This window comes from Wolbachia endosymbiont of Mansonella ozzardi, assembly GCF_020278625.1.
In the GTDB taxonomy this organism is placed as follows: domain Bacteria; phylum Pseudomonadota; class Alphaproteobacteria; order Rickettsiales; family Anaplasmataceae; genus Wolbachia.
On record NZ_JADAKK010000026.1, the window covers coordinates 1 to 13894 of the forward strand.

At 35.4% G+C, this 13894-nt stretch carries 20 protein-coding genes, 1 other RNA gene and 1 pseudogene; 6 read left to right on the forward strand and 16 right to left on the reverse strand.

The annotated features are described in order from the left end of the window. Positions 1 to 387 precede the first annotated feature (387 nt). On the reverse strand, positions 388 to 633 hold the full coding sequence (locus IHO40_RS03240; protein WP_225536736.1) for a hypothetical protein: 246 nt from the start codon (positions 631 to 633) through the stop codon (positions 388 to 390). A 98-nt stretch (positions 634 to 731) separates the two neighbouring features. On the opposite strand from IHO40_RS03240, the gene IHO40_RS03245 reads away from it, so the two are divergent. Together IHO40_RS03245 and rnpB are read left to right on the forward strand one after the other, a co-directional pair. Continuing rightward, complete coding sequence (locus IHO40_RS03245) at positions 732 to 1019, forward strand: hypothetical protein (RefSeq protein ID WP_225536737.1); 288 nt, start codon at positions 732 to 734, stop codon at positions 1017 to 1019. A gap of 209 nt (positions 1020 to 1228) precedes the next feature. Further along, positions 1229 to 1578: RNase P RNA component class A (gene rnpB, locus IHO40_RS03250), an RNA gene on the forward strand. Between the two features lie 43 nt (positions 1579 to 1621). Here rnpB and IHO40_RS03255 read toward each other — a convergent pair. Next, a complete protein-coding gene (locus tag IHO40_RS03255) occupies positions 1622 to 2392 on the reverse strand; it encodes a response regulator transcription factor (protein ID WP_225536738.1) in 771 nt (256 codons plus the stop codon). Positions 2393 to 2715: 323 nt separating this feature from the next. Here IHO40_RS03255 and IHO40_RS03260 point away from each other — a divergent pair, with 323 nt between their 5' ends. From IHO40_RS03260 to IHO40_RS03275, 4 genes are read left to right on the forward strand one after another with little or no spacing between them, the layout of a single operon-like run. Further along, the gene (locus IHO40_RS03260; protein WP_225536739.1) at positions 2716 to 3699 is read left to right on the forward strand and encodes an NAD(P)H-dependent glycerol-3-phosphate dehydrogenase; all 984 of its coding nucleotides are present in this window, start codon (positions 2716 to 2718) and stop codon (positions 3697 to 3699) included. Between the two features lie 19 nt (positions 3700 to 3718). Then, the gene (locus tag IHO40_RS03265; RefSeq protein WP_225536740.1) at positions 3719 to 4201 is read left to right on the forward strand and encodes a phosphatidylglycerophosphatase A family protein; all 483 of its coding nucleotides are present in this window, start codon (positions 3719 to 3721) and stop codon (positions 4199 to 4201) included. Continuing rightward, complete coding sequence (locus IHO40_RS03270; protein WP_225536741.1) at positions 4191 to 4970, forward strand: GNAT family N-acetyltransferase; 780 nt, start codon at positions 4191 to 4193, stop codon at positions 4968 to 4970. Before IHO40_RS03265 ends, IHO40_RS03270 begins: the two co-directional genes overlap by 11 nt. Positions 4971 to 5026: 56 nt before the next feature. Next, positions 5027 to 6163 (forward strand): hypothetical protein, encoded by a 1137-nt coding sequence (locus tag IHO40_RS03275; RefSeq protein ID WP_255585979.1) that lies wholly within the window; start codon positions 5027 to 5029, stop codon positions 6161 to 6163. A gap of 2 nt (positions 6164 to 6165) precedes the next feature. Here the strand turns inward: IHO40_RS03275 and IHO40_RS03280 are convergent, their stop codons facing one another. The 14 genes and pseudogenes from IHO40_RS03280 to IHO40_RS03340 form a co-directional block, all read right to left on the reverse strand. Further along, a complete protein-coding gene (locus tag IHO40_RS03280) occupies positions 6166 to 6954 on the reverse strand; it encodes a succinate dehydrogenase iron-sulfur subunit (RefSeq protein ID WP_225536743.1) in 789 nt (262 codons plus the stop codon). A gap of 93 nt (positions 6955 to 7047) precedes the next feature. Then, on the reverse strand, positions 7048 to 7500 hold the full coding sequence (ybeY, locus tag IHO40_RS03285) for an rRNA maturation RNase YbeY (protein ID WP_225536744.1): 453 nt from the start codon (positions 7498 to 7500) through the stop codon (positions 7048 to 7050). Then, a pseudogene (locus IHO40_RS05930) lies at positions 7494 to 7892 on the reverse strand (EVE domain-containing protein). Before IHO40_RS05930 ends, ybeY begins: the two are co-directional and overlap by 7 nt. Then, positions 7889 to 9079: a cell division protein FtsZ gene (gene ftsZ / locus IHO40_RS03295; protein ID WP_225536745.1), complete on the reverse strand. Its 1191-nt coding sequence runs from the start codon at positions 9077 to 9079 to the stop codon at positions 7889 to 7891. The pseudogene IHO40_RS05930 and the gene ftsZ overlap by 4 nt, the downstream one beginning before the upstream one ends. A 306-nt stretch (positions 9080 to 9385) precedes the next feature. After that, on the reverse strand, positions 9386 to 9721 hold the full coding sequence (locus IHO40_RS03300) for a hypothetical protein (protein ID WP_225536746.1): 336 nt from the start codon (positions 9719 to 9721) through the stop codon (positions 9386 to 9388). 272 nt (positions 9722 to 9993) lie between these two features. After that, positions 9994 to 10074 (reverse strand): hypothetical protein, encoded by an 81-nt coding sequence (locus IHO40_RS06175; protein ID WP_410543357.1) that lies wholly within the window; start codon positions 10072 to 10074, stop codon positions 9994 to 9996. Next, positions 10052 to 10189 (reverse strand): hypothetical protein, encoded by a 138-nt coding sequence (locus IHO40_RS06180; RefSeq protein WP_255585981.1) that lies wholly within the window; start codon positions 10187 to 10189, stop codon positions 10052 to 10054. The genes IHO40_RS06175 and IHO40_RS06180 overlap by 23 nt, the downstream gene beginning before the upstream one ends. 77 nt (positions 10190 to 10266) lie before the next feature. Beyond that, positions 10267 to 10686, reverse strand: a complete 420-nt coding sequence (locus IHO40_RS06185) for an ATP-binding protein (RefSeq protein ID WP_225536747.1) — start codon at positions 10684 to 10686, stop codon at positions 10267 to 10269. 41 nt (positions 10687 to 10727) lie between these two features. Beyond that, a complete protein-coding gene (locus IHO40_RS06190; RefSeq protein WP_255585982.1) occupies positions 10728 to 10862 on the reverse strand; it encodes an ATP-binding protein in 135 nt (44 codons plus the stop codon). 143 nt (positions 10863 to 11005) lie between these two features. Next, the gene (locus IHO40_RS06195; RefSeq protein WP_255585983.1) at positions 11006 to 11281 is read right to left on the reverse strand and encodes a magnesium chelatase domain-containing protein; all 276 of its coding nucleotides are present in this window, start codon (positions 11279 to 11281) and stop codon (positions 11006 to 11008) included. 778 nt (positions 11282 to 12059) lie between these two features. After that, a complete protein-coding gene (locus IHO40_RS03325) occupies positions 12060 to 12398 on the reverse strand; it encodes a hypothetical protein (protein WP_225536748.1) in 339 nt (112 codons plus the stop codon). A 346-nt stretch (positions 12399 to 12744) separates the two neighbouring features. Next, a complete protein-coding gene (locus tag IHO40_RS03330; protein WP_225536749.1) occupies positions 12745 to 12894 on the reverse strand; it encodes a hypothetical protein in 150 nt (49 codons plus the stop codon). Positions 12895 to 12960: 66 nt separating this feature from the next. Beyond that, a complete protein-coding gene (locus IHO40_RS03335; RefSeq protein ID WP_225536750.1) occupies positions 12961 to 13197 on the reverse strand; it encodes a hypothetical protein in 237 nt (78 codons plus the stop codon). A 401-nt stretch (positions 13198 to 13598) separates the two neighbouring features. Beyond that, a partial coding sequence (locus IHO40_RS03340; RefSeq protein WP_225536751.1) for a hypothetical protein occupies positions 13599 to 13894 on the reverse strand: 296 nt, incomplete at its 5' end.

Consider the following 13894-nt stretch of genomic DNA (forward strand, 5'->3'; position numbering starts at 1 on the left):
CACTACTATAAGTCCTTATCTTACCTCTCTTGGACTATTATGGGAAGGGCTATAAAGATCCTATAGATCAATTGTATGTTAAAGACGGCGGTCAAGGTTGCTTTATTGTAACTGCAACAAGCGGAGAAAATGTCATAATTTTCAATCGCAGAAGATTCGAACCAAGGTAACAACAATGCCAGCAGATAGTATTAAAACTCTCAACGATTTTGTTAATATCATCAACGGTCGATTAACGCCTAGTATTATTTCTAACAGCACCGTAGCTCCCACAACTATCACAAGGAAAGTTGAGACTTCTACGAAAACGTTAACCGCTACAGTTACTTATACAACAAAAACTGACGCCGTGGAAACTACTCATCCTTCAACAGCAGAGTTAGCAACTCAAACAAGTACAGTGCCTACAACAGTGAACTCAACAATATCTGAAACAACCGTTACCTCAAAAGCTACCCAGTTATTACGGACACTGATGAAATTAAGTACTGCAAAATCTTCTGAAACAGCAAAGCCAACAACAGCAGCTACCACATCACAAGCTACCACGGTTACTACAGAAGCTGGAACAAGTACTGCAAAAATCTTTTGCAACAGCGAGGTCAATAACTCCTGCCACTTCACAAGCAACAACAGTTAAACGAGTCACAACGCCAACTCATGAACCAATTACAAACTCAGAGGAAACTACATAAATAGTATTTACTATACCAAGCAACAGAACAAGAGAGTTGACGACTTCCGCGCCTATTACAACTTTGCTTCTTCAACAAACTTCTTCTCCGCATCCAGTTCAACATGTTATAACTGGTCTTGAGGTAGGAATAATAGCAAGGTCTGTACTTGGAACAATGGGCATTGTTATTGAAATTATAGGGTTCATAGCATATAAATATGTTAAGAAACATCACTACTATAATGCTGCTCCTGCGTTAGAGCTATCTGATTTAGAGTCACATCGAATAGCAGTAGTGGAGAACTTTTTATCAGTGACAGCAAAACAAGCAGTACTGAAATAGTGTTAAGCAGCATATCAGTGGAAAGTGGTAGCAAGTTGAGCAGTACGTCACCTGAAGGTAGTATAAATTCAGGATCTAGAGGATTATCTTTGAATAACAATAATGTACTAGGACATTACCTCTAGCTGTTTTGCCTGATGTTTGATATGCTGACCATTGATTAGTAGGGAATTTATTTTACTTTTATGATTTTCGTGTTAAAGTTAGTCCTAGGTGAAATAAGTAGCTGCTGTTGTGTGATAAGCACAGCAGAGGAAAGTCCGGGCTCCAAGGAAAAATAGTGACGGGTAACGCCCGCCGGGGGTAACTCTAGTTATAGGACTACAGAAAATTACCGCCTAAAGTATTCTAGGTAAGGGTGAAAAGGTGTGGTAAGAGCACACCATAACAATGGCAACATTGGTAGTCGAGTAACCAACACTAGGAGCAAGATTAAATAAGAGTAGACCTTATGTTTTTCCTCATATCTACTCGGGTAAATCGCAAGCAGTAAATGGTAACATTTACTCCAGATAAATAGCTACATAAACAGAACCCGGCTTATATTTCACCTAGACACTTACATAAATGTCAATTATGCCGTATTCAAATGTATAAGCACTTTATACATTGTCTTTTATTTGTTCTGCTTGATAGCCACCACTATTCTCACTTACATTGGCGTTAGAATATTCTTCTTCATCAACATACTCTTTCAAGACATACCCTCTGCCCCAAACGGTTTCTATATGGCTTCTTCCATCATTTGCACTTTCAAGTTTCTTACGCAATTTGCACATAAAGACATCAACTATTTTGTTATCTGAAGGTTCATCTAAGCCATTGTAGAGATGATTTAAAAACATTTCCTTTGTTAGTACTGTTCCTTTACGTAATGCTAGCAACTCTATCATAGAATATTCTTTATTAGTCAGATGAACCGTTTTACCTTTTACCTCAACAATCCTATGATCAAAATTGATATTTATATTACCAATTTTTATCACTGATTCAGGATGGCCTTTAGTACGACGTACTATTGCCTTTATCCGAGCAAGTAGCTCACTTTTATGGAATGGTTTAGTTAAGTAGTCATCAGCACCGTATCCAAGTCCTTTAGCTTTCTGATTAACAGCTGATATACACGAAAGTATCAGGACAGGAACTTTAATTTTTGCACTTCTTAGCCTTAACAATATATCATATCCATCAATATCACCGGGCAAGTGTATATCTAGAATAACTAAGTCATAGTGATCTCCATTTGAGGAAACCATATTATTGTTGTAGTCTTGCGCAGAAGTCACAACATCACAAAAGTGCCCATCAGAAGTTAAAGCGTTAACCACAGTCTTTGCACTTACTTGATCATCTTCAATTAGTAATATACGCATATTTTACACCCCGTAAGTAATTTATAATTTTAGTAATATATATAACTAAGGAAAATAACAAATCAAACTTTTACTAACAAATGGTCGAAACTACTAGTAATAGATATATCATTCCAAAATTATATAAATAGATCTAAAACATAATAGATATACTATATATCATAAGAATAACATTATTTTTAGTAAATATTGAGTTAAAGCTATTATTACTAAAAGAGTATTTAGGTTAATAAATATTTAACTATTTTACATATCTGTGTTATATTTTTAATTTACTTATCCTGCCATTCTAAAGTATAAGTAATACTTTTTAGGAACATTGTGTGACGATATCAATTTTAGGCGCTGGCGCGTGGGGTACAGCAATTGCAATTTCACTAAGTAATAAACAAGATGTGATTTTGTGGACCCGCAATAAAACTACTTTCGAATCAATCAATAGAACAAGAGAAAGTGACAAATTACTTGGTTTTAGAATCTCTGATAGCGTGTCAGTAAAATTAGCTATTGAGGAAGCAGTTAATGCTTCAGCAATAATCCTCGCTGTTCCTGCCCAATCTCTAAGACAGGTATGTCAGCAATTACATGATTGTGGCTTAAAAAAAGATGTGGCAATAATCTTAGCCTGTAAGGGAATAGAAAGATCTACATCAAAACTACCTAGTGAAATAGTAAATGAAGTTTTACCTAACAATCAAGTTGCCATTTTTTCAGGTCCAAGTTTTGCCATAGAAGTTGCAAAAAAACTACCCTATTCAATGGTTCTTGCATGCCGAAACAGTGCATTAGGTTCAAAGCTAATATCAGAACTACAGCAGGAAAATATTAAACTATATTTTAGCAGGGATATCATAGAAGTACAGATTTGTGCAGCACTAAAGAACGTTTTTGCTATAGCATGTGGAATTATTTTAAGTAAAAAACTCGGATGCAACGCTCATGCAGCACTGATAACAAATAGTATTAATGAAGTAAAGACTTTATATCTAGCAAAAACAGGTAACGCTAATATAGACATAGAAACGCTACTTGGACCAGCATGTTTGGGTGATCTGGTTATGACATGCACGTCCTTGAACTCAAGAAATCTGTCCTTTGGGTTTAAAATAGGTAGCAGTAACGATAGCTTTGACGTTCAGCAGATTCTGTCAGAAGGTAAGTCAGTGACTGAAGGTTTTAGCACTGCTCAATCTGCATTTAATTTAGCAGAGAAGCTAAAGATAAAAATGCCTATATGTGAAGCGGTCTATAGATTGTTGTATGAAAGTGTATCTATAGAGGATACTATTTCTGCTCTTGTGAATTAATTTTTTAGTTTGATGTACTGTGGAATTTTTATATAAATTGATATCAACATGGTGGCTATCTGGCACAGTAAAAAAAATGCCAGGTACTGTAGGCAGTTTAGCTGCTTATCCAGTTGTTCCTATAATGCTAGGTAACAAAATTTTAGGTGCAGCAATCATCTTTGTCTTATTCTTAATCGGATTGTGGTCCACAAGTAATTACATAAAACATTATCAGACTTCACGTGATCCAAAAGCGGTAGTGATTGACGAAGTAGTTGGTCAATTGTTGACAATATTTCTAATTTCAACATTGCTAAACCAAGAAGTGGATTGTCCTTTATTACTGTTGTGCTTTTTTTCTTTTAGGTTTTTTGATATAATAAAAACGTGGCCTATAAATTTGATCGATAAAAATATCAAAGGCCCTTTAGGCGTTATGCTGGATGATATTATAGCTGCAGTTTTATCCTGTGTTCTCATAGGAGCCTTTTATTGTTCATTGTCTGTGTATGCGCGATAAGAAAGTTTATTATTCAAGCTTGGTTACTAAAAATCTGAAGGATTATATACTGTACACAGCAAACTTATCTCAGTGGGAAGTGCATGATAAATTTGATAATATCGCATTTACAATAAATGGCACTAGAGAATCATTATTCAATTTTGTGTTTTGCGAAGACCAATGTAACGAGCTTTCTGTACAAAGAACTCTAGATTATCTTAGAGCAAGGAATATAGAAGCAACATGGGTAATGGATTCGCATACAAAGACAAAGGGCATTTTAGAAAAGTGTAAGATAAAACACGTTAGCACACCAAAAAAGGCTTTACTTAACATGAAAAACTACCTCTTACCTGCTGATATTGTTCCAGATTTGAGGTTGAACGCTGTAAATAGTAGCAACCTCTTAGAACAGTTAGATTTATGTACTTCTAAGATTTTTTATCACGACGCTGGAATTGTCAGCACGTTTTTTCGTGGATTATCGAGTTATGACGATAAAGAATCCGGGTTAAGATTTTTTCTTGCAACACTAAACAACGAAATTGTTGGAACATGCGGCTTTTGCATTCAGGACAACATAGCTGGTTTCTATAGCGATGGAGTTTTACCGACTCATAGAAACCGTGGAATAGGTACTCAAATGGTTTTAGAAAGAATCAAGATAATTCAGCAGCTTAGGTGCAAATATATAGTAGCGCATTGTATGAAACCTTCCGTCAACCTCTACAAAAGATTGGGCTTTCAGATATTAGGCAATCTTTACTTGTACACTTCTTCAGCGTAACTTATACATACCCTTGTTGAGCGGTTATAAATTTTTACGTCTGTTTAAAAAATACTATGTTTTTTTTGTATGAAGTAGTTTTATTATTAATTTTAATATTATTCTTTCTTTCTTATTCCAAATTGAAAGTGGATAATAAAATTAAGAGCCTACAACATCAAAATATTATAATAAGTAACTTAATTGATACTGTGGATGAAGGGTTTTATATTTGGGATGCAAAAAAACGTATAGAAAAGTTTTCTCCTAACTTACTAATTTTACTTAATACTGTCTTTTACTCATTTAATGAGTTTGTCAACTTTTTTGAGCAATCGGAAAGCTTAATTAAAAATTTTACTGAGGCAAAAAAAGTAAATAAATCTTTTACCCTGGACTTGAAGTCAAAGGATGGTGAAGTTTATTGTATGTGTTATGGCAGAAGCATAATAGACAACTCTAATAGCGTAATTGGTGTGCTGTTGTGGATAAGAAATGTTTCAGACTGTAAGATAAAAGCTAACGAACTGGAGTTAGAAAATAGTAAGCTTAAACAAAAAGTAGAGAACTACAGGGGCATTTTCAACTCTCTGCCGTTTCCAATACTGAAATATAATGAAAATAAAAAAGTAAAGTTTTGCAACCTATTTTATGATAAATATATAAATAGCTCCCAGAGATTGACTGTTACTAATAGTACCCACAGTGCCAAACCAGGAAAATATGTGATAACCTGCAAAAACGAACGCAAGGTTTTTGATTTTATTAGAATTCCAATACAAAATTTTGGTGGTGCGGTAATATATGGGAAAGATGTTAGCGATGCAGAGGAGTTGCGTGCTAGACTAGATAGTTATTTAGCTGCACAGAAAAATTTACTTGAGGAATTACCAATTGCTATTGCAATATACAGTAAGAATCAAAAACTGAAGTTTCATAATAATGCTTTTGTGAAAACCTTTCAACTTGATACAAAGTTTTTGGCATCCCATCCAACTTATCATGAAGTCATGCTTTACCTATTTGAATCTCAGAAGCTTTTAGAACGAAGAGATTTTCAAACTATTAGCAACCAAAGACATGAATTGTTCAAAAAATTATTTGGACCGCATAATGACACAATCCACCTTACAAATGGAAAAATGTTCAGGATATTAATAATACCATATGCTTCAGAAGGTTTACTCTTTTCCTATGAGGAATGCAAAAGGTAGCCTCAAATTCCTTCTCTTCCTACCATAAGCTGCTTAATTTTCGCTATTGCTCTTGCTGGGTTAAGCCCTTTAGGGCAGGTTTTTGTGCAATTCATTATTGTATGGCAACGATACAATTTAAACAGATCATTCAAGGCATCAAGTCTCTTATCTATCTTATTATCACGGCTATCAGCGATCCATCTGTAAGCCTGTAGCAGTATTGCTGGTCCTAAAAATTTATCACTGTTCCACCAATAGCTTGGACAGCCAGTTGAACAACAAGCACACAATATGCAATCAGAAAGGCCATCCAGTTTCTTTCTATCTTCAGGAGATTGTAAATACTCTTGATTTGGCAAGTCAGGTTTATCTGCTTGTAACCAAGGATTAATTGATTTGTATTGCTCATAAAATTGACTCAGGTCCGAAACTAGGTCTTTTATTACATACATATGAGGTAATGGATATATTTTTACGTTGCCATTTATATCGTCTATGGATTTAGTACATGCAAGAGTGTTGGTTCCATCGATATTCATAGCACAAGATCCGCATATTCCTTCTCTACAAGAACGTCTGAAAGTTAAGGTTGAATCTATTTCATCCTTTATTTTTATTAATGCATCAAGCACCATAGGGCCACAATTATCCATGTCAATGAAAAATGTGTCTACTCTAGGATTTTTCTCATCATCAGCAGACCAACGGTAAACTTGAAATCTTCTGACATTTTTTACTCTAGCAGGAACAGGGTAGACCTTGCCCTTTTCATTGATTTTAGAATTCTTCGGTAGAGAAAACTGGACCATATTGCTTACCTTTTATCGTCTATAGCTAAAAACTCTCTTGCTTTGTAGATAACATATTTTAGCATTCTCTACTATATTTTTTATAAAATTCCTTTAAATCGCGCTCATATTATAGCCAAGCGAAGCTAAAATTTTTCTTTCTAGGTCTTTCATTATAACTTCCTCATCCTCTTTTTGGTGATTATAGTCAAGTAAATGTAGCAATCCATGCACTAACATATGTGCAACGTGAGCTAAGATAGATATATGGTGTTCATTTGACTCTTTTTGTATTGTATCTATTGAAATTGCTATATCTCCTAAATCGCACTTGTTAGATAATTGCTTGCACTGAAATGATAACACATTAGTTGGCTTATCCATTTTTCTAAATCTTAAGTTAAGTCGATGTAGTAAATCATCATCAGCAAGAGCTATCGATATACTTGGTTTATAGTGATCTATTTTTAATTTTTCTAGAGAAGCATTTATAATATCTAATACAAAGCTCTCTGGATCCCCTGTAATGCTGTGCCACCTCTTATCAAGAATATTTACTTCTAACATTCACTCATTCTTATTATCTCATTCCATTCGGCTTCTGAGATTGGAGAAACCGATAAGCGCGGTTGTTTTAACATGGCCAGTTTTTTAAAAGTGGGTTTTGTCTTATATCACTTAATGTTACTTGATTACTCAAAGGCTTGGAAAATTTCACGTCTACCAGTCCAAACTTGCAGTCGTTAACAAGGTAATATTCTTTTAAGACCTTAGCTATCCCAAATATCGCTTTTCTTTACCTGTATGATAAAAAGACGCAGAATCAGCTAATTTCATGGCTCTCATATAGCTTTGAGCTTGATAGTTGCACACACCACCCCACTTAACTAACTTCTCCTTTTCCATTTCTTCCATGAATATTCACTTGGCTCTGACTTAAGTAGCCAAAATTGCGTTATTTTTTTCTTCTGAGATAAGCTGGTATATCATAGATATTGTTGCTCCACTTAACTTCTTCGTTTACTTGTTCAGCTGGTTTTGCCTCTGGTACTAGAGTTTGGCTATAAGACCACTCGAACTTTTCTTTTTCTGAAGTCTCGCTTTGATTCACAGACGGAATTTCTGGCTTGTCATCACAAACAGTGCCACTATCAATACCAGTTGCAAGAATAGAAACCCTAACTTTTCCTTCCATCGCTTGATCAAAGGTAGCGCCGAATATTATATTTGCGTTTTCATCCACTTCTTCGCGTACCCTATTTGCTGCAGCATCAACTTCAAATAGAGTCATATCTCCGCCACCTGTAATGTTAATCAATATTCCTTGCGCGCCTTTCATTGACACATTATCAAGCAATGGATTAGATATTGCAGCCTCTGCAGCACTAATTGCTCTATCTTCTCCCTCCGCTTCTCCAGTACCAATCATTGCTTTGCCCATTTCGCTCATTACTGTTTCTATATCAGCAAAATCAAGATTAATGAGCCCAGGCATAATCATTAAATCAGTTACTCCTCTGATACCAATATGTAGGACATTATCAGCAAGTTTAAATGCATCAGAAAATGTAGTTTTCTCATTGGCAACCCTAAACAAGTTTTGGTTTGGAATAACAATGAGAGTATCCACATATTTTTGTAATTCCTCAAGTCCAAGCTCTGCAATGCGCATACGACGCACACCTTCAAAGCCAAATGGCTTGGTTACAACTCCAACAGTCAATATCTTTTTTTCTTTTAATGCTTTATCCTTAACTACGGCTTTTGTTTCTCTTGCTGCTTTTGCAATTACCGGCGCTGCACCTGTTCCAGTGCCACCACCCATTCCTGCCGTGATGAAAAGCATATGACTATCTTTTATATGCTCCATAATCTCATCAATTGATTCTTCCGCTGCACTTTTACCAACATCAGGCAAAGCACCAGCCCCAAGCCCCTTAGTTAAGTTAATACCTAGCTGAATTTTTTTATCACACAATGACTTCTCTAGCGCTTGAGCATCAGTATTTGCTACAACAAAATTTACTCCTTGCAAATTGGATTGGATCATGTTATTCACAGCGTTTCCTCCAGCACCACCCACTCCCACAACGGTAATCCTTGGATGCAATATAGGTAATCCTGGCAGGCTAAGGTCAATTGGCATTTAAATTTCCCAAATTTAGTGAATTCACTTGATAATAAGTTACTGCTTTTTTAACAATATGCAAACACTTTTCACTTCTGTAGACATAAACAGAAAATAAAATTTACTTATTCTTAACTTTATAAGTACCTTATATGCAATGATTACTAGATTTTTAGATAGCGTTATTGGACCAACTCAAGAAATAGAAAACATTTATAAAAAGGGATAGAAACCTATCCCTTTGCCTTGTTGAAACTACTTATGCTGTTGCTTGTGTGTGTACTTGCACCAACCCAAGCTTCACTGCAATGTTAGAGTTAAGACCTACGCTGGATCATTCTTATTAGCTATCTTAATCTTTTTATTTTGTAGGTCAGGATTTCCTTGGTCATCTTTTTCACAAGCTTCTAACACAGCTTTCTTTACTTCATCAATTTGATCTGCTTTGCTATAGTTCATGTATATAAGAGCACCTGTAGTCACCAATATTGCTGCAATTAAAAGCGGACCAGTAAAGACTGGATTAGCCACTGCAAGTGCATATAATCCCTTATCTCCTGCTATCATACCAGCGTAAGTTGATGCTGATGTTGTATTGACAAGACTTGCATAAGCTAGGCTTAAAAGATAAGCAGCTATAAGCGAAGCTGCTACAACCATACTAACAACTGCAGCTGTTCTATATGGATGGTGACATATGTATTGCCAATTTGCGTCAGCAATTCCTTTGGTTGTACTCCAAAACCCTTCTCCAAATTCGTTGTATCTTTTTTTCCAAACTTCAAAAAAAAGGAATCCTTTTCACTAATAGACACTTTTTTTTCATTGCTGACCTATTGTCATAACTTCACTCCTAAAACATAATGTGTTAAATTTTTATTTATTAAGAGTAATATAATAAGAAAAACCTTCTATCAAAAAAAATTAATTTACTAATATGCTCTTACTCTGTAATTGAGAGCTTCAACAATGTGTGCCCTTTTTACCTCCTCACTTTTTGCAAGGTTTCCAATGGTTCTTGCAACTCTTAAATACGCGTGTGTAATCTCGATTGGAAATATAGTTTTCTTTTAGCACGTGTTTTAGTAGATCTGACCCTTCTTGGTTCGGCTTAGTGAATTTATTCAATGCTTCAGCACTTACTTCCGAGTTACAACTAATACTTAATTTGCTGTAGCGCTCAGCCTAAGTTCCCCTTGCTGCCATTACTCTTTCTCTGATTCTGTCAGTACTCTCTCCCCCTCTGAGTAAATTTCAGGAGAAAGTATGCTGAAGTTTGGCATTTCGATATATATATCTATTCTATCAAGCAATGGTTCTGATATTTTATTCCTATAATCTGTACCACATTGTGGAGCTTTGTTGCATGACCTATTCGCATTTCCCAAGTAACCACACCTGCAGGGGTTCATCGCAGCAATTAGTTGCAAATGTGCTGGGTAAGTAATGTGGGCGTTACCCCTTGCAATAGTAATTTTTCTGTCTTCAAGTGGTTGGCGTAGGGAATCAAACACGAGCCTTGGAAACTCTGGCAATTCGTCAAGGAACAATACTCCATTATGAGCCATGGTGATTTCCCCAGGTTTACATTTTCCCCTCCTCCTATCATCGCTGGCATGGAGCATGAATGATGAAGTTCACGAAAGGGACTAGTTACCTTGAGTATCTAATTGCCAGCCTGTGTTATACTGGAAATAATATTCACATCAACCATCTCGTGCTTAGTTAAATCGGGCGGCAGCCCTGTAAATCGTTTAGCAAGCATCGACTTTTCAGTACCGGAAGGCCCAACAAGGAGCATATTGTTTCTGCCTGCTGCTATAATTTTAGCTGCTCTTTATTATTACAACCTGGCCTTTGATATCCTTCATATCTGGTACTGCTCTTTTTTCTTTCGGTTTATTAAAAACTACCGGCTCAATCGACTTCTCGCCTTTGAAATATCTAATAATATCGGTCAATTTCTCTATAGTCAAAACCGAGACATTCTTTACCCATGAAGCTTCTATTCCATTTCCCCTCGGACAAATTATTCCTTTTGTTTTTCTGTTTTGCATTAATTGCCGCTGGCAAAACCCCTAAAACTGAAATAACCCTGCTATCAAGGGCAAGTTCACCTATAATGATGTAAGGCTGAACTTTTTCAACTGGTGTAGCGTTCATCACAACAAGCAGTCCAATAGCAATAGCTAAATCATAATGGCTGCCTTCTTTCAGCAAATCTGTAGGAGAAAGATTAATTGTGATTCTTTATAGGAGGGAGCAGTAGATTAATTGAGTTTAGTGCTGCTCTAATACGTTCTGGATTCTGCAACAGTTTTATCCGGTAATCCAACGATATTAAAGGCAAGAACATCATTTGCCATGTGAATTTGGACATTAACATTCACACTATATTAATTCCCTGAAATACAACGGTATTTATATTTGTAATTATAGTATATTTTATAAAACTTTTGATAAAATATACTAAAGAGGTTATGAAGTAAAAGCTTTGAACTCCTTGATTTGGGCTGTTATCAGACTTTTTGCATAGTTTTTAGCAGCTTATATCACCTAATAGAAATGAAAAGAACTACTTGACAACTTTCGCCATTACCATTATATTATAGTACTGAAGCTGTTGTTTATCTTCAGTCCATATAGATTAAATAACAAAAAAACTCAATGTACTTGGTGTACTGTTGTTTAATTTTTGCACTATGTACACCTCATGCCTTTATAAACTTTCAAGGTTTTTATCTAGTATAAGCTAAAATGCGTTTGTTAAAGCGTTTAAGACAGTAAAAAATGACAATTTAAAAGATAGATAGTGAATAACTAGCTAATGGGGTTTTTCTTTTACCTTTTTTTCTCATTTTGGCGAATTTCTTAAGTGTTTATTGCTAAAGTAACACCTACGACCATCATTTCGCTACGCATTGGCGGCTTGGATACTGTAGAGGTATGACTTGGGAAAGCCTTTTCTTGGTCAGCTATGTGAGAATGGTTAAATTAACTATAGAATGGTATGAAGAATTGCATCATCATAATCTGTAGGAGAGAACTTGCTATTTGCATCTGTTATCCTGTATTCTTGATTGACTTCAGAAGCATCATAAATATGGCACTTCATTCCTTTGTGGTAATTGCAACACTTAAACTGATCATTTTCATTAAAATAGTAAAATTTATCAATTAATGTAGCCATTTTCCTACCTTTGTTGTTATTTGTTAATTCAAACACATTAGCTTGATAATGACCTGGAGAGCCTGGTTCATCAAGTCCTTCTACAATGAAAAACGACGGCCAATGGCCAGATAAATCGCTGAGATTGCGGTTATATTCTTTTTTCACATAATTTAAACTTATGAACTTATATTCATCCGAAACATTTGAATATTGCGGATCACATTTTTTATACTCAAAAAACTCGTTACCAAATACATTACAAAAGTCAATTTATAATCACCACTGCTAAAACCATTGCCAAATTTAACAACTTTTTAATAATGAAAATTTCTGGGAATAGCCACCTCCTCTTTCGTAACATGATTACGCGCACGACCAATTGATCATTGAGCATGTAGTAACCTATTTTTGGTAGAGTAGCTATGGTCTTACCATCTGAAACAATATTTGCTTCATAGACACCGTCCAGTAATTTTTCTCCTTTTGCAAAGTAAAGTTCTACTTTGCGTTGTTAATATTTGTTGAGCTGTCTATTGCTGCTCTTTACAATATTGTGAAAATCATTATCACCATTCAAAGCAGTTGTTACTGCATCTTTTAGAACCTGATTACCTGCTATAGCTTCTCGTAAACCTTCGTTACTTGCAACTTCATCTGCCAATGTGTTTTATTTGTACCAGTAAGTAATTGAGCAGCTATAGCATCAACTGATGGACTTTTTCCATCTTTACCAGAATCTCTTTTTACAGTAGTTTAAAAGGTTTCGTCCTTCTTCAAATAAATCTTGATTGCGTGCCACAGACTTCTGTAAATCTTCATTCTTTGCAACTTCAGTTACTAGCGTATTTCTATTATCGTCATTCATTAGTTGAGCAGCTACAGCATCAGCTGGTGAACTTTTACCATTTTTACCAGGCTTACCCTCTAGACCTGGCTCACCCTGTGGGCCTTGAAACCCGCTCACCTTTTGGGCCCTTTGTATTCCCTGGATTTTCTCTTAACTTTTCTGCTACTCCTTTCTGTAAATCAGGGTTGTTTACTAAGATTCCTTTACCTTTATCATGCCTTGCTTCCAGAACTGCTTGTCCTAATTCATTTACTTTGTTAGTGATTAATTCTTGAGCAAATTGTGATAGATCTGCATTGTGAATCTTACTAATTCAGCAGTTTAACTTTCTTTTATCCAGATTTACACTATCATCAATCTCAAGCAATACTGCTTTTAAAACTGAGTTTGCATAGTCTGTAACATTTTTTGTACCGTAACTAATAATTGTTCAAACGAGCTCCATCTCTATCAGCAAAGTAAATTAAAAGCCCATCTTCGTCATTCTTTTCAACAACTATTTTATCATCTTTTACAGTCTAACTAAAATTCGAGGAATCCCACATTTCGGCGTTGCCTTTGTTGCAGCTTGGAGAGCCTATAGGGGCTAATTTACAAATCTTTGTTAGACCATACATAACTTCCGATATGTAATGGTTACTATAAGCAGATTGATAGCATTCTTCTCCTTTTAACAACTTAAGTTCTTGATTGTAGTATTTCTTTAAATTAAGATTTTCACTAAATAATGATGATTTAGGTAAAATGATCCATTGATTATTACAGGCAGGTACAGCAATCTTATGTTCACAATCTTCATCGAGTATTACCTTTA